15 protein-coding genes are annotated in these 14,176 nt (G+C 68.4%); 9 read left to right on the top strand and 6 right to left on the bottom strand.

What is annotated here, in order from left to right; all coding sequences use genetic code 11:
- Positions 1 to 340 precede the first annotated feature (340 nt).
- The 3 genes from IEZ27_RS35910 to IEZ27_RS35900 all read left to right on the top strand — a co-directional run bounded on the left by IEZ27_RS35910 (position 341) and on the right by IEZ27_RS35900 (position 2,078).
- On the top strand, positions 341 to 907 hold the full coding sequence (locus tag IEZ27_RS35910; protein ID WP_189651330.1) for a DUF4291 domain-containing protein: 567 nt from the start codon (positions 341 to 343) through the stop codon (positions 905 to 907).
- Between the two features lie 136 nt (positions 908 to 1,043).
- Entirely contained in the window at positions 1,044 to 1,562 is a 519-nt protein-coding gene (locus IEZ27_RS35905) for a S8 family serine peptidase (protein ID WP_268246108.1), read from the top strand.
- Positions 1,563 to 1,742: 180 nt separating this feature from the next.
- Entirely contained in the window at positions 1,743 to 2,078 is a 336-nt protein-coding gene (locus IEZ27_RS35900) for a hypothetical protein (protein WP_189651328.1), read from the top strand.
- A 201-nt stretch (positions 2,079 to 2,279) separates the two neighbouring features.
- Here IEZ27_RS35900 and IEZ27_RS55365 read toward each other — a convergent pair whose 3' ends face one another.
- A complete protein-coding gene (locus IEZ27_RS55365; RefSeq protein WP_189651327.1) occupies positions 2,280 to 2,564 on the bottom strand; it encodes a prolyl oligopeptidase family serine peptidase in 285 nt (94 codons plus the stop codon).
- The gene (locus IEZ27_RS35890) at positions 2,512 to 3,009 is read right to left on the bottom strand and encodes an SDR family NAD(P)-dependent oxidoreductase (protein ID WP_189651326.1); all 498 of its coding nucleotides are present in this window, start codon (positions 3,007 to 3,009) and stop codon (positions 2,512 to 2,514) included. The genes IEZ27_RS55365 and IEZ27_RS35890 overlap by 53 nt, the downstream gene beginning before the upstream one ends.
- A gap of 535 nt (positions 3,010 to 3,544) precedes the next feature.
- On the opposite strand from IEZ27_RS35890, the gene IEZ27_RS35885 reads away from it, so the two are divergent.
- On the top strand, positions 3,545 to 4,342 hold the full coding sequence (locus IEZ27_RS35885) for a CPBP family intramembrane glutamic endopeptidase (protein WP_189651325.1): 798 nt from the start codon (positions 3,545 to 3,547) through the stop codon (positions 4,340 to 4,342).
- Here the strand turns inward: IEZ27_RS35885 and IEZ27_RS35880 are convergent.
- From IEZ27_RS35880 to IEZ27_RS35865, 4 genes are all read right to left on the bottom strand, one after another.
- Entirely contained in the window at positions 4,290 to 4,994 is a 705-nt protein-coding gene (locus tag IEZ27_RS35880) for a response regulator (RefSeq protein WP_189651324.1), read from the bottom strand. The two genes, IEZ27_RS35885 and IEZ27_RS35880, sit on opposite strands and share 53 nt — an antisense overlap.
- Positions 4,991 to 6,271, bottom strand: coding sequence for a sensor histidine kinase (locus tag IEZ27_RS35875; protein ID WP_189651323.1), 1,281 nt, complete (start codon positions 6,269 to 6,271; stop codon positions 4,991 to 4,993). The genes IEZ27_RS35880 and IEZ27_RS35875 overlap by 4 nt, the downstream gene beginning before the upstream one ends.
- 254 nt (positions 6,272 to 6,525) lie before the next feature.
- The gene (locus IEZ27_RS35870; RefSeq protein WP_189651322.1) at positions 6,526 to 6,996 is read right to left on the bottom strand and encodes a hypothetical protein; all 471 of its coding nucleotides are present in this window, start codon (positions 6,994 to 6,996) and stop codon (positions 6,526 to 6,528) included.
- A gap of 547 nt (positions 6,997 to 7,543) precedes the next feature.
- Positions 7,544 to 8,647 carry an ROK family protein gene (locus IEZ27_RS35865; protein WP_189651321.1) on the bottom strand — a complete coding sequence of 368 codons (1,104 nt, stop codon included), beginning with the start codon at positions 8,645 to 8,647 and terminating at the stop codon, positions 7,544 to 7,546.
- A gap of 183 nt (positions 8,648 to 8,830) precedes the next feature.
- Here IEZ27_RS35865 and IEZ27_RS35860 point away from each other — a divergent pair, with 183 nt between their 5' ends.
- The 5 genes from IEZ27_RS35860 to IEZ27_RS35840 all read left to right on the top strand — a co-directional run bounded on the left by IEZ27_RS35860 (position 8,831) and on the right by IEZ27_RS35840 (position 13,742).
- Positions 8,831 to 9,820, top strand: coding sequence for a transporter substrate-binding domain-containing protein (locus IEZ27_RS35860; protein WP_189651320.1), 990 nt, complete (start codon positions 8,831 to 8,833; stop codon positions 9,818 to 9,820).
- A gap of 168 nt (positions 9,821 to 9,988) precedes the next feature.
- Positions 9,989 to 10,855 (top strand): amino acid ABC transporter permease, encoded by an 867-nt coding sequence (locus IEZ27_RS35855; protein WP_229824649.1) that lies wholly within the window; start codon positions 9,989 to 9,991, stop codon positions 10,853 to 10,855.
- Positions 10,852 to 11,646 (top strand): amino acid ABC transporter ATP-binding protein, encoded by a 795-nt coding sequence (locus tag IEZ27_RS35850; RefSeq protein ID WP_189651318.1) that lies wholly within the window; start codon positions 10,852 to 10,854, stop codon positions 11,644 to 11,646. The genes IEZ27_RS35855 and IEZ27_RS35850 overlap by 4 nt, the downstream gene beginning before the upstream one ends.
- A 36-nt stretch (positions 11,647 to 11,682) precedes the next feature.
- Complete coding sequence (locus tag IEZ27_RS35845; protein WP_189651317.1) at positions 11,683 to 12,732, top strand: Gfo/Idh/MocA family protein; 1,050 nt, start codon at positions 11,683 to 11,685, stop codon at positions 12,730 to 12,732.
- Entirely contained in the window at positions 12,729 to 13,742 is a 1,014-nt protein-coding gene (locus IEZ27_RS35840) for a Gfo/Idh/MocA family protein (protein ID WP_189651316.1), read from the top strand. The genes IEZ27_RS35845 and IEZ27_RS35840 overlap by 4 nt, the downstream gene beginning before the upstream one ends.
- Positions 13,743 to 14,176 lie beyond the last annotated feature (434 nt).

The following is a 14,176-nucleotide window of genomic DNA, read 5'->3' as shown; positions in this document are numbered from 1 at the left end:
TTCCTCGCGTATACCTTCCCGTCTCGCTCACCGCGCCCGGCCCATCCGGTAGTACTGGGCCGTCACGACTTTGTCGAGGCTGCTCCCGCCCTCCCCGGCGATCCTCGGCTCAGGCTGCCTCCAGCTTTCATCCCACCGCTACGACGGCAGGGACAACGAGGTCTTTCACCTCCGTACGGACATTCAGCGCCTCGTGGCGCACCGGGGCTCATGACACGATTCGTACCGGCACCCCTCGTAGCGGCCATCAACGAGTGACTTTGACCAGCACATTCGCCTAGGCCGAGGGCGGAGGAAAAGGCTTCGCGATGCGAGTGCACCCGATGGCAGGGTGCAACGCATGGCACCTCAGTACCAGATCCGCGCCGACTACGACGCTGACACGATCGTGGTCTACCAGGCATACGCGCCGGCCATAGCCGACGCGGCGCTGCGAGCGGGCCGCTTCGTTGCGCCGTTCTCATTCCACAGGATGACATGGATCAAGCCCTCGTTCCTGTGGCTCATGCATCGCAGCAATTGGGCCCGCAAACCCGGTCAAGAGCGCGTTCTCGCAGTGCGGATGACCCGGCGGGGCTGGGAGGAAGCTCTGTCCCAGGCCGTGCTCACGACCGCGGATCCGGCAGCTGTCACCAAGGCAGCCGTCCATGTCCAGTGGGACCCGGAACGCTCGTTGCGCGGAGCGGCACTGAACCACTACAGCATCCAGGTCGGCATCGGCCGCAATGTGATCCGCACATTCACCGACGACTGGATCGTCAGCCTCACCGACCTCACCCCCCAGGTCCGCAAGGCCACCGTATTGACCCAGGCCGGGCACGCTGCCAAAGCCCAGCGGCTATTTCCCGCTGAGCGGGTGTATCCACTGCCGCGGGCGCTGGAAAGCCTCCTTTTCCCGGGCAGATGACGGCCGACTGGCGAGGGACAAGTCGCCCGTGCCTGAGACACCACGAGGCCTTTCGCGGTGACCATGGCGCCAGAAACCCCGGAAGCCGGCGGCCCGGCGGAGGAGTCGAGAGCATCGGACTCATGATCCGTGGGTCGTGGGTTCAAGTCCCACCCGCTCCGGCGGCCGTGCACCCCGGACGGTCGACGTCTGCGCGCCAGGCGTGGCGATCCTGTCGACGATTCCGCCGGCCACCTACGCGGCCTGGGACGGCACCTCCATGGCCGCCCCCCACGTCACGGGTCTTGCCGCGCTCCTCCTATCCCACCACAGCGAGTTCCAGCGCGCGTTCGCGGCCAGGGACGCCCGCCGGGTGGAGCGCCTCTTCCAGATCATCAAATCGAGTTGCACCCCGCTGAATCTCGGCGATCCGGGTCGCACCGGAGCCGGAATGCCAGACGCGATCTGCGCCCTGGCGCCGGCGCTCACCGGCGCCGCGCTGCAATCGCCGCTGGACGAGCTCGCCGGTGAAATGGTCGCAGCCGGTCTGCTCACCGCCGCGCCGCCCGTTGCGCACAGGCAGCCGCAGGACCTGTCCGTGATCCCCCCGCTGGTCCAGCTCCGCGAGGAGATGCTCGCGGCGGGCCTCATCACCACCGGCCAGCCGCCGGCATGACACGTGAGCCGACCGTGACTCGACGTGCCCCACGCCGGCTCCACCGAGCGGCCTCGCTCGGCGCGTGCGGGACAGTCACCGACACGCGTACACCTCAGCCGCAAGCCCACGCCCACGCCCACGCCCACGCGAAGTCTCGCAGCCTTCCGACTCCATCGGACCTATCAGAGGAGAACGACCATGTCCTGGCAAGGACGCGCTCAACGCGCCGTGCAACTGCTCGACGGCGACCCGGACGGCACGTCCTTCGACGACTTCCTGTCGCTGGTGGTCGGCCATGTACGCCCGGAGCTGGAAGGCAGCGGTTTCTCCGAGGACCTCGGGGACGACGACTTCCGGACCGCCGCGCTCAGCTTCGACGAGAACATCCGCCGCCACATCAGCTTCCTCAACGGCGTGGTGCACCAGGCCGCCGTCGGGGAGGTGCACCGGGAGCTGTGGGAGTTCATCCTGCGCTCGCGCGACGACGACGCCAGCGTGTACAGCTGCTACCGCGATTTCCTGGTGGACGCCTGACCTCGCGGGGGCATCAGCCCGCAGAAGACCGGGCATTCGAGGAGGCTGGGGGCTCAAATTCGGGGGCAGGCACGAGGTACTCAGCGACGGCACGGCGGCACCATGCGGTCACTTCGGGGGGCGTCATCCGCAGGCCGGGATCGAGCGGCCCGCCGGGCGACAGCGACGCGACATGACGAAGGGCCCGCTGCTCGGTCGTACTCATCGTGACGCCTCGAAAGCGTGCAACAGGAAGGCCGGCACATCAGCGAGCAGGGCATGTTCCTGCTCGCGGGTCGAGCCGGCGCCGTGACCGCCGTGCTCCTCAACACGCAGCAGTACCGGCCGGCCGGAGGCGCTGGCCGCCTGCAGACGGGCGGCCAGCTTCGCCGGCTGCCACGGCGGCACCCGCGCGTCGCGCCGACCTGCGGCCGCGACCGGACAGCGCCGGCGGCTACTCGGCGGCAGGCAGCGCGGCCGGGGTGCTCGCCGAGAGTGGCACTTCATGGTGCAGGAACCGCCGCACCTGCGGGTCGTCGTCGGCGTTCGTGTTGAGCGGCGTACGGAAGGGACCGGGGGCGAGGGCGTTGACGTTGATCCCGTACGGGGCGAGTTCCACGGCCAGGCTGCGGGTGAGCTGGACGACCGCCCCCTTGCTCGCCGCGTAGGCGGACCGGGCGGCCGCGCCGACGAGCCCGAGCGCGCTGGCCAGGGTCACGATGCGGCCGTACCCCGCGGCGCGCATCACCGGCACGACCGCCTGGCAGGCCAGGAAGGTGCCGACGACGTTCGTCTCCAGACCGCTGCGCAGGGCGGACACGTCCAGGTCCGTGATCTCGCCGCGGGCCTGGACGCCGGCGCTGGTCACCAGCACGTCCAGACGTCCATGACCGGACACGATCTCCTCCACGAGCCGCTGGGTGAACTCGCCACTCACGCTCGAACTGATCATCCAAGGCACGGGAGGCGCGGGCCTCGTCTCCGGCCTGGCGTATCTCTTCAAGAACCCCGACAAGGTCGGTGGGTGGTTCGGTCGGCTGCAAGCCGCTTGGTACGACGGCTTCCTGGGCGCCCGGCTCGAACAGGTGGCGAGGCATCCACTCCACGTCGCAGGGCGCGCGCGGCCGGGTGGTCGCGCCTGGAATCTTGGTGTAGGGCACGGGACGTCCATTCCGCCATGACTCAGGCGATTGTGCCGCAGCTGCCACCACGGCGTCGGTGAACGGAGGAGCCGGAGCCGTGGCTGGGCGGATCGTGCGGCCGAGCCCCGGCGGGGTCTGCGTTGGGGGCGCCGGCGGCCCGGCCGAGGTCCTCAAGGGGGATGGCAGAACCTGCGACTGCGGTCCTAGTCCCCAGGAGGGAAGTGCGCGGGGTGTAGAGGGCCGATGTTCGGTTTGTGGGTGGATGGCAGGAAGGAGAGGTTCCGGCACGCTGAGCCTCCTGTCCTCGAAGGCTCGAAAGAAGGCCATCTGCCCATGTTTGAAAGATTGTCCGATCGCGCTGCGTCGATCGTGTTCATCGTGCTGACCCTGGCGATCGCGCTGACCACGGCCGGCGTCGCCGAAGGACTCGTTCTCGCCTTCTCGCCGTTGCTCGCCGTACTGGTGATGCTGCTCGTCCTCACGCGGGAGGGATACTCGCGCGAGGGGTGGCGACGGCTGGGAATGGGGCGACCAGGTCTGCGGTGGTGGCCGCTGGCAGCGGCCACCACCGCTGGTGTGTGCCTGCTGGCGACCGAGGGCGCCGTCGTGTTCGGCTACGCCCGATGGTCGGTGCAGGGCGAGTGGCTGCAGTCGGCGCTCGTCATGTGCGTCACGGGCCCGGTCCTGGCGTTCGCCGAGGAGATCGGCTGGCGAGGCTATCTGCAGCCGCGGCTGGCTCACCTGGGCGAACGGTGGGCGATGCTCGTCATCGGCCTGGTGTGGATCGCCTGGCATCTGCCCTACATCCTGCTCACGCCCTACTACCACGGCGAAGGGAACCGCGGCCTGGTGCTCGTGCTGTTCAGCGGCTCGGTGATCGCGTTCTCGTTCCTGTTCGGCTATCTGAGGATCATGTCGGGCAGCGTCTGGCCGGCCGTACTGGCCCACTTCGCGCACAACGCCACCTTCGCCCTGCTGCTGGAGCACGCGATCTCGTCCGAGCAGCCCGTGGTGGCGCGGGAGTACCTGGCCGGTGACACCGGGCTGTTCGTCCTCATCGGTACGGCGGCCTGCGTTCTGGCGATCGGGATCAGTCGATCCCCTGGGAGACATCGGCCAGTCCCTGTGTCCGGGCGAAGATGACCGCCTGGACGCGGTCGCGTAGCTCGAGTTTGCGCAGCACCGAGCCGAGATGCGTCTTGACGGTCGACTCGGCCACCTGAAGCCGCGCGGCGATCTCGGAGTTGCTCAGGCCGAGCCCGACCGCCGCGAGGATCTCACGTTCGCGGGCGGTGAGGCGGCCGAGCCGGGAGGAATCGGCAGGCCGGCAATCAGCGCCGGCCGCGGGCGGCGCGAGGACGAACGAGTCGATCAGGCGGCGGACGAGCCTCGGCGCGACGGGGGCCTCGCCGGCGGCCGCTGCCCGGATCGCCGCGAGCAGGTCCGCCGGACCGGCGTCCTTGACCAGGAACCCGCTCGCGCCGGCGCGCAACGCGGCGATGAGAAGGTCGTGGTCGTCGAACGTCGTCAGCATGACGACGCGCGGAGGGGCGGGAGCGGCGAGCAGCCGCCGGGTGGTCTCCACGCCGTCCAGACCCGGCATGCGTATGTCCATCAACACGACGTCGGCGCTGTGCTCGGGCCGCCGCAAGGCATCGAGTGCCGTCTGTCCGTCGCCGGCCGAGCCTACGACCCGCAGATCCGCCGTGGCGTCCAGAATCATCGCGAACCCGGCCCGCACCAGTTCCTGGTCGTCGACGAGGAAGACGCGGATGGGCCGGTCACCGCTCGTCATCGGCCGCCTCCTTCCCTTCCGTCCGGTGCGGCGCCCCAGGGGATGGGACGAGCCGGACCCGTGGCCACGGTGATCGGGATCGCGGCCTCGACCACGAAGCCTCCGCCTGTGGGGGAGCCGGTCTCCAGCACACCGCCGAGTTCCCTCAGGCGCTCGGCCATCCCGACGAGCCCGTAGGAAGTCGCGGGCGGCTGAGGCCGTCCGGCCTGCCGGGCGCCGACGCCGTCGTCCTCGACGCGTATCGTGATCCCCGGCCCCGCCCGCCGGAGGGTCACACGGGCCGTGGCATGCGGGCCCGCGTGCTTGAGCACGTTGGTCAGGGACTCTTGAACGACACGGAGCACAGCGGATCGTACCGCGGAAGGGACGCTGTCGAGCACGGCCCGCTCGGCTTCCACGTCGACCAGGAGTCCCGCCGCCCGCACCGACTCCACCAGCTGAAGCATCTCGGCCGACCCCGCCTGTGCCGGCCGGCCCCCGCCTGGCTCGTCCGGGCCGGTGTCGGGGTCGCGGAGCACCTCGATGACGCCGCGTACCTCGGTGAGCGCCGATCGCGCGGTACGCCCGATGGTCGCGACGGCGTCCGCGGCGTCCGCACGGTCCCACGGCTCGGCATGCCGGGCGGCGTACTCGGCGCCGTCGGCCTGCACGATCACCACGGTGAGCGAGTGGGCCACGATGTCATGAATCTCCTGTGCCGCGGCGATGCGCCGTTGTTGTGCCGCGAACCGCTCGCGTTGCAACCGGCTCTCCTCCAACCGGGTGTTCGCCTCGTGCAGCGCGCGCACGTTGGCCTGACGACCGCGGACGAGATTGCCGTTGACCCAGACAAGGACGGACAGGGCAGCCAGGAACACCGATGTCTCGATCACGTTCGCCATGTAGTCCGGCGGGGTGCTCCAGCGAAGGGCGGCCAGCACGGCGCCGGCGAGCGCGGCGCCCAGGCCGAGCAGGCGGATCGTGAGCGACGCGACATGCGCGGCGACAGAGTAGATCACGATCCCCTGCGGGATGTTCGCCGGCAACGGCTCGTCGATGAACACGAGCTGGATGCCGAAGAGCACGGCCGTCCAGACGAGGACGGCGACTGGATGCCGCCGCCGAACGGCGAGCGGGAGGATGGCCGCGGTGGCCAGGAGGAAGGCCGGTGGGCCCGCCCACGCGCTCCAGAGGCCGAACACCAGCCAGAGCAGAGCGGCCAGCGCCACGTCCAGACGCCTGGGATGTCGCCGTGACCATTGGTCGATGCGGGCCGCGAGGAAAGGCCGCTGCCTCAAGAAGCCTCCCGATCGACGGGCCCTTCCGAGCCGGGCAAATGTGACATGCGGGCCACCGACAATCTATCTGCGACAACTGCGCGCCGTGGCCCGTCGGAGACGCGGAACAGGTATTCCTCTCCTGAGTCGGCTTTCCGCTGTTTATGGCGAGAACGCCCATCTCCAGCAGCTGTGCCGACGTGGGACGTGAAACGTCCGGTGGCACTGCGGGCTTGGAGGGCGAGCATGAGGTGGCCGCGACCTCCCTGACGCGATCAGGACAAGACCGTAGGGGGGTTGAGTGGTTGCCCCTCGATGTGCGCCGACGAGCCGACGTAGACGCGCTGGTGGGTGAGGTCCGGCCAGATGCGGTCGTCAACGCCGCGTACAGGCAGGCGGATTGGGCGACCACCGCGACGTGAGCGGTGAACGTGGCGCCGGCGGTCTCGGCTGCTGATGGCCGCTTGGTTCAGGTGTCCGGCGACGCGGTGTTCTCCGGTGCGGCGAGCGGCTACGACGAGACGTGCGTCTCCTGACGCGATCACTCCGTACGGCGCGGCGAAGGCGGCCGTACGGGACGGGGCGTCGGTCGCCGATGAGCTGCCGGTTACCATCCCTGCGGCGCGCAGGTCCGCGGCCACTCGAGGGGCGTCCTGGTGGGCGCGCAGCGGGTACGGGACATCAGCCGTGGTTTGCGCGTCGATCATCGATTTGGCGATCATCGTCACGAGAGGGTCAGGCGTCATCGTTCTCCTCCAGAGCGCCGGGATCCGGGTGCCCGAGGTGTCGGCAGAGCGCGGAGCGGGTCGTACGGCAGGGCTCAAGTAGCGGGGTGTGGAAGCTCAGCCAGCTACGACCTTCGGGACAGGCCGTCCTCGAAAGCTGCCGACCTGCCGGAACGCCGCTCATCGCCCATCTTCGGCCGCTGAGAGCAAGCGCTCCGCGCCGCGGCAGTCGAGCAGGATCGATGAGACCTCCGGCGAGGTCGTCGATGGTCAGGAGCAGCGTTCCCATGCCGTAACCGGCTTCGAGCACTGGTCCGGGATCAAGGGTGCCCTCGTCGGCGAGCGCCTGACGCCGGCACAGAAGGCAACCGTGGTCGGGCCACGGGCGCAGGCGAATGACTTCGCCGATTCCTCCGTCGGCCAGGACACAAGCCAGGATCGCGGGTGTGCCGGCGCGGCGGGCAAGATGGCTGGTGGCGCGTCGTGGCGCGACACCGTCGGCGCATTCCCGCTTCGCGCCGCAGAACCCGGGATGCACAATTGTGCCCGTTGTCAGGGGGACCCCTTTTTAGCCTTGGGACAGTGTGCGTACTGGATCATGCATTAAGGGGGTGAATGCCCGCTCTGCAACTCCAAGCAATACCGCGTCATCCAGTGTTGCGACGCGCAGACTGACTGGCTCGACTTGGGCGACTACGGAACGGCCCAGCGCCTCCTCCAGCTGCCGGCGCCATGCTCGAGCGAGCGGAGCCAGCAGCCCCGCGAGGACCACACGGTCTGGCCCGAGGGTGTTGACGAGGCTGATCAGCCCGACCGATAGAGCATCTAGTACTTCGGCGAGGGGTCGTGCCGGACGATCTTCCAGGATCCCCGACTGGAGCGCACGGTGCAGCTCAGCGGCCGAGGTTGTGGGAGGCAGGCGGAGTGCGGCGGCGATCGCTCTGCCGTCGACGAACAGCTCAAGGCAGCCGTGGGAGCCGCAGCTGCACGCCGGGCCGGTCGGGTCCACGATGAGGTGGCCGGCCTGCAGGGTGTGCCCAAGGTGTCCGCCCAGGTGTGCCGAGGTGATCAACGCGCTGCCGACCCCGACTTGTTGCGAGGTGAGGAAGAGCATTCGATGCGCGCCGCGTCCGGCGCCGGCACGGAACTCTGCCAGGGCGCCGAAGGTGGCGTCGTGACCGAGGTGGATCGGCAGGTCGGTGCGCAAGCGGGCGGCGAGCAGTTCGCCTACCGGAACTTCTCGCCATGCCAGCGGGAGCACGGCGCGCGCGATGCCATCGGAATCGCTGATCATGCCGGGCAGCGAGATGCCGATCGCGGTGCACTTGGCGGCAGCGGAGCTGCCCAGTAGCGCGTTGAGGTGGCGGGCTACTGCGGGTATGGCCTGGTCGGGTGGAAGGGCGGGTATCGCGAGGTCGATGGTTTCGCGGTGCATGATCGTTCGATTCAGGTCGACGATCGCCAACTCGACGGCGTCCGGATGCAGTGCCCCGGCCAGGACGGTGGCGCTACCTGGGCGCAGGCTCAAACCGGGGGACGGCCGGCCGAGGCGGCCTGCCTCGGCGCGGGATTCGTTGATCTCGAGCAGCCCTAGAGTCCGCAGCTCCTCGGCTGCCGCCCCGGCGGCGCTGCGCGCGAGGTGCGCCGCAGCGGTTGCCTCGGCCCTGCTCATCGGGCCTCCGGCATGCAGTGCCTGCAGCAGCCGGCCACTGGCCGTTGGTGTGGTCGTGGGCATTGCCAACGTGCTGGATCCTCCGCTACGGTCTGGCCCAGATAAAGTTCTCACGAGAACAAAATACATCACCCCGGCTCAGTGAGTCGACGCGCCGGAGCCCCGGACCAGTAAGGATCCACCATGTCTGCCATCCCAAGACGCCTCGGTTCGCCTGCTTCGGCATCAACCGCCGCTGTCCGCCCGCCGCGAGCACTTCGCCGGATCGCCCTTCTCACGGCGGCGGTCGTCACGCTCGCCGGCTGCGGCTCGTCCGGCAACGACCAATCGGGGAACGCGCCGACGCCTGCCGCGGTGACGATCGAGGGCGTGGGCCCGGTGGCCAAGGATGACAAGGCTGCTGCGCTGTTGCCCGATCGGTTCGCCAAGGACGGCCTGGTCATCGCCGCGAACATCCCCCATCCGCCGTTCATCGACTTCAGTGAACCCGGGGTCACCGACAAGTTCAAGGGCCTCGATTACGATCTTACGCAGGCTATCGCAGCGCGGCTCGGCACTGTCGCCTCGTACAAGGCGCAGCCGTTCGACAGCCTGATCCCCGGACTGCAGGCCGGCAGCCACAACGTTGTCACGGGCATCGCGGACCTCAAGGCGCGGCAGGAGGCCGTCACCTTCGTCGACTACTCGAAGACAGGCGCCGCCGCGCTGGCGCGGCACGGGAACAGCCAGATCAAGACGCTCGCGGACCTGTGTGGTGTGAAGGTCGCCGCAGTAAGATCGACCACGCTGCAGACGCTCCTCGAGGACTACAGCAAGGCTTCCTGCGGCGCCCGTCCGATGAAGATCATTGGGTACCCGGACGAGGCGGCGGGCTTGCAGGCCCTGCTTTCCCAGGCCACTGAGGTGTACTTCACCGCGAAGGTCAACGCGATCATGATCGCGAAGAGCCAGCCGGACAAGCTCACCGCGGTGGAAGACCCCGCCGAGCCGAACGGCTACAAGGCGAACCCGAACGGCATCGGCGTCTTGAACGCGAATGAAGACTTGGCGAAGGCCATCCAGGCCGCGTTGCAGTCGTTGCTCGACGACGGCACTTACGGCCGCATCTACAGCAAGTGGGACCTGGCGTCGATCGGCGTGACTTCGGCCGTGATCAACGGCGCGATCAACTAGCCCACACCGACGCGACCATCGGCGGTTCGACGGGCCATCGCGTTCGCCACCGGCGGACCGCCGACCATCGTAGGAGATGCACTCATGACGGAATCCCGAGGGGCAGCGCCCCGCGCCCCACTGAGCAGTAGAAGCGAGGTCACGACTCGAACAGATGAGTTCGTCGTCGTGCCGCTACGCCATCCATGGCGGTACCTGTCCGGCCTCGTGGTCCTCGTGGCTCTTGGCCTGGTCATCTGGTCGCTGTTCACGAACCCCAACCTGGACGTCGCGACCATCGGGCACTATCTGTTCGAGCCCTACATCATCAAGGGCGTCGGGGTCACCTTGATGCTGACCGTCGTCTCGATGGTGTTGGGCGTGGCCCTGTCGGTACTGCTCGCGGTGATGCGGCTGTCGGAGAACCGGGTGCTCAGTGGCGTCGCCTGGCTGTACATCTGGTTCTTCCGAGGTACGCCGCTGCTCGTCCAGATCATCTTCTGGGGATTCCTCGGGGCCTTGTACCCACGGGTGGTCATCGGCATCCCGTTCACCGACATCACCTTCTACGAGCAGGTTACGAGCGTGCTGATCCCGGCGACCGTCGCCGCGATCATCGCGCTCACCCTGAACGAGGCCGCCTACAACGCCGAGATCGTCCGGGCCGGCCTGATCTCTGTCGACGTGGGGCAGAGCGAGGCCGCCGCGGCGCTCGGCCTGAGCGGCCGCCAGGCCATGCGCACGATCGTTCTCCCGCAGGCGATGCGGGTCATCGTGCCGCCGCTGGGCAATCAGACGATCAGCATGCTCAAGGCCACCTCACTGGTGGCGATCGTCGGCGGCCAGGAGCTGCTGACGGCGGTGCAGAGCATCTACTCAAACAACTTCAAGGTCATGCCGCTTCTCGCGGTGGCCGCGATCTGGTACCTCGCCCTGGTCAGCGTGCTGAGCGTGGGCCAGCACTTCCTCGAACGACGCTACGGCAAGGCCGGGGTCGCCCCCGCCCGCCCGGGGCTGCTCCGCAGGCTCTTCGTAAGTGAAGGAGGCCCAGCATGAGCGGCCTGAACGAGAACGGCAGCGGACCGGTCATCCGAGCCGAGAAGGTGTCCAAACACTTCGGCCGGACAGCCGTGCTGAAGGACATCACCCTTGAAGTCCACCAGGGTGAGGTGGCCGTGCTGGTCGGGCCGTCCGGGTCCGGCAAGTCCACGTTCCTGCGTTGCGTCAACCGCCTCGAGCGCATCGACGGCGGCAGGCTATGGGCCAACGGCGAGCTGGTTGGCTACCGGCAGGTGGGGCGGCGGCTGATCGAGCGCAGACCCGTCGAGGTCACCCGGCAGCGACAGGACGTCGGGATGGTCTTTCAGCGTTTCAACCTGTTCGCCCATATGACCGCGCTCGAGAACATCATGCATGCCCCCGTGCTGCTCAAGCGAATGGGCCGCGCCGAAGCGAAGGTGCGGGCAGCCGCCCTGCTCGACCGGGTCGGCCTGGGCCGCAAGGCGGCGAACCGGCCGGCGCAGCTGTCCGGTGGTGAGCAGCAACGTGTGGCCATCGCAAGGGCCCTGGCGATGCAGCCCAAGCTGATGCTGTTCGACGAACCCACCTCGGCGCTGGATCCGGAACTTGTGGGCGAGGTGCTGGACGTGATGCGCGACCTCGCGACCGACGGCATGACGATGCTGGTCGTCACCCACGAGATGGGCTTTGCCACGCAGGTCGCCGACTCGGCGTTCTTCATGGACGACGGCCGGATCGTCGAATCGGGTTCGCCGAACGAGCTGTTCGGTAACCCGCAGCACGAACGGACGAAGGCGTTCCTGTCCAGGGTGCGCAAGAACCAGTAATCAGCACGAGCAATACAGCGAGACGAGACAGAGGACATGACACAAGCGCGCACACCACGGGTACGACAACGCGACTGGGCCGACCGCCGGCCTCGGGTGGGCGTTGTCGGTACCGGCTTCATCGGTCAGGTGCACGCCCAGGCCTGGGCCCGGCTGGATGTCGACCTGCGAATCTGGGGGCGGTCCGGCGCCGACGCCGTAGCGGCAATGAGCGGTGCGACCCGCTGCGACGACTTCGATGATCTGCTTGACAGCGTCGACATCGTCGACATCTGCCTGCCCACAGACCTGCATCAGCCGTTCGCGTTGGCTGCCGCTGCACGCGGTAGACACGTGGTGTGCGAGAAGCCGCTGGCGCTCACGGTCACCGACGCTGAAGCGATCGCCGCTGCGTGCGCGGAGGCCGGAGTGGGGCTCTACATCGGCCATGTCGTCCGCTACTACCCCGAATACCACACGGTTCGCAGCGCTGTCGCCCAAGGCAAGGTCGGCGACGTCGCGCTCGTCCGCCTGGCTCGCGAAAGCGCGCTTCCGGAGCGGCCGGCGGGCGCCTGGATTTTCGACGAGGCGCGATCCGGCGGCATCATTGCCGATCTGATGTCGCACGACATCGACTTCGCGTCCTGGTTGGCCGGGCCAGTGGTCCGGGTTTACACGAAGACGCTGCGCGTCATGTCGGACCTTGTCGACGATCACGCGTACGCGGTCCTCACCCACGCCTCCGGCTCACTTTCGCATCTGAGCGCCTCCTGGGCGCAACCGGCAGCACGGTTCCGCACCCGCATCGAAGTGGCAGGGACGTCGGGCATGCTGGCATACGACTCGGACTCGGCACAGACGCTCACGGTGTCGCTCCGGCAGGAGACACCTGCGACGGGGGCCGGCCTGCCGGGTCGGTCCGGCCAGGTCGTGCTGGGCGACGATCCGTTCACCGCGCAACTGCGCGACTTCCTCGCCGGCATTCGAACCGGGACGCCGGCCAGGACATCAGTACAGGACAGCATCGCCACCGTGCGCACGATCGAGGCAGCGCGGGAGTCTGCGCGCACCGGGCGCGCCGTGTCACTGGAGGAAGCCGCATCGTGAACCCCGTCCGCATCGGATTGATGACCTACGCTCACGTGCACGCGCCCATGTACTGCCAGCTGCTGCAGTCGTTGCCCGGCGTGGAACTCGTCGGGCTCGCCGACGACGACGCCCGGCGAGCAGATGAAGCGGCGAAGGCGCACGGCCTGCGTACGTACGAGACCTACGACGAGTTGTTGGCGGCCGACCTTGATGCAGTGATCGTATGTTCGGAGAACACGCGGCATCGAGGACACGTCGAGCTTGCGGCACGCGCGGGAGTGCAGATCCTCTGCGAGAAGCCATTGGCCACCGATGTGGACGACGCGGTGGCGATGGTGCGAACCTGTCGCGAGCACGATGTCCCGCTGATGACGGCCTTCCCGATGCGCTACAGCGCCCCGATCCACGAGCTGCGAACGCTGCTGGAATCGGGCGCCGTCGGCACGATCCGCGGCTGCGAAGGAGTCAACCAGGGCCAACTGCCACGACACCGGCGCAACTGGTTCGTCGACCCGGAACTCGCAGGCGGCGGCGCCCTGGTCGACCACACGGTACACGTCGCGGACGCGTTGCGGTTCATCCTGGCCGACGAGGTGGCGGAGGTGTACGCGCAGGCCAACGACCTGGTCGGCGGACCCGACATCGCAGTGGAGACGAGCGGTCTTGTCATGCTCACTTTCACGAGTGGAGTAGTGGCCACCATTGACTTCAGCTGGAACCGCCCGATGGCCTTCCCTGCGTGGGGCGGACTCGGCCTGCGGCTCGTGGCGACCAGGGGCGTGGTGGACGTCGACGCCTATGCGGAGCGAGTGACGTCCTATGACGATGCCACCCAGAAGGTCTCGTGGCTGGACGCTTCCGAAGGAAGCTATAGGGCGATGATCGAAAACTTTGTCGCGTCCGTGCGCACCCGGACGCAGGTCTCGGCCACCGGTGTCGACGGACTGCGCGCGGTGGAGATCGTCGCCTGCGCTTACGAATCGCTGCGAACCGGGCAGCCCGTAGCCTGCCGTCCTCGAACGGTTTGACCGGGGGTCTCGCGCAGCTACGGGGATTTCGACAATGGAACAGCCGAATCTGTTGATAACGAGCAGCCCCAACACCCCGATTCCACCACCGGTCCCAGTCCCGCCGCCCCTCCCTCGCCTGCACCGGGCTCGCCGATCGGCATCCAGATCAACAGCGGTCCCGGCGCTCGCGTCTACAACGTCGGCGGCAGCATGACCGTCAACGAGGCCCCGCCGAGCTGATCCCCACAGGGGTAATGCCGCAGGGCCGGGCTGGACGGTGTAGCAGCGTGGACGGATGACCACCGTGGCGCTGCCCGGGCCTTCCAGCGATACCGGCACCGGCGTGTGCGCCGCAGCGGGTGAGCGTGTCGTTCGGCAGCAGCTCGCCCACCTGGAGCGGGCCGACGCGGCCACAGGAGGGACAGGTCCGTTCCGGCCGCGTCTGTTCACCG

This window comes from Nonomuraea spiralis, assembly GCF_014648435.1.
GTDB classification, from domain to species: Bacteria; Actinomycetota; Actinomycetes; order Streptosporangiales; family Streptosporangiaceae; genus Nonomuraea; species Nonomuraea spiralis.
Note: the sequence above shows the minus strand (reverse complement) of the source record. Positions and strands in the feature narration are given on the sequence as shown.

Excerpts from the sequence above, each read along its gene's own strand:
- IEZ27_RS35900 (WP_189651328.1), top strand. The coding sequence starts at position 1,743 with ATGTCCTGGCAAGGACGCGCTCAACGCGCCGTGCAACTGCTCGACGGC.
- IEZ27_RS35860 (WP_189651320.1), top strand. The coding sequence starts at position 8,831 with ATGTCTGCCATCCCAAGACGCCTCGGTTCGCCTGCTTCGGCATCAACC.
- IEZ27_RS35880 (WP_189651324.1), bottom strand. The coding sequence starts at position 4,994 with ATGACGAGCGGTGACCGGCCCATCCGCGTCTTCCTCGTCGACGACCAG.
- IEZ27_RS35870 (WP_189651322.1), bottom strand. The coding sequence starts at position 6,996 with ATGACGCCTGACCCTCTCGTGACGATGATCGCCAAATCGATGATCGAC.
- IEZ27_RS35845 (WP_189651317.1), top strand. The coding sequence starts at position 11,683 with ATGACACAAGCGCGCACACCACGGGTACGACAACGCGACTGGGCCGAC.
- IEZ27_RS35910 (WP_189651330.1), top strand. The coding sequence starts at position 341 with ATGGCACCTCAGTACCAGATCCGCGCCGACTACGACGCTGACACGATC.
- IEZ27_RS35850 (WP_189651318.1), top strand. The coding sequence starts at position 10,852 with ATGAGCGGCCTGAACGAGAACGGCAGCGGACCGGTCATCCGAGCCGAG.
- IEZ27_RS35865 (WP_189651321.1), bottom strand. The coding sequence starts at position 8,647 with ATGAGCAGGGCCGAGGCAACCGCTGCGGCGCACCTCGCGCGCAGCGCC.
- IEZ27_RS55365 (WP_189651327.1), bottom strand. The coding sequence starts at position 2,564 with ATGAAGTGCCACTCTCGGCGAGCACCCCGGCCGCGCTGCCTGCCGCCG.
- IEZ27_RS35890 (WP_189651326.1), bottom strand. The coding sequence starts at position 3,009 with ATGATCAGTTCGAGCGTGAGTGGCGAGTTCACCCAGCGGCTCGTGGAG.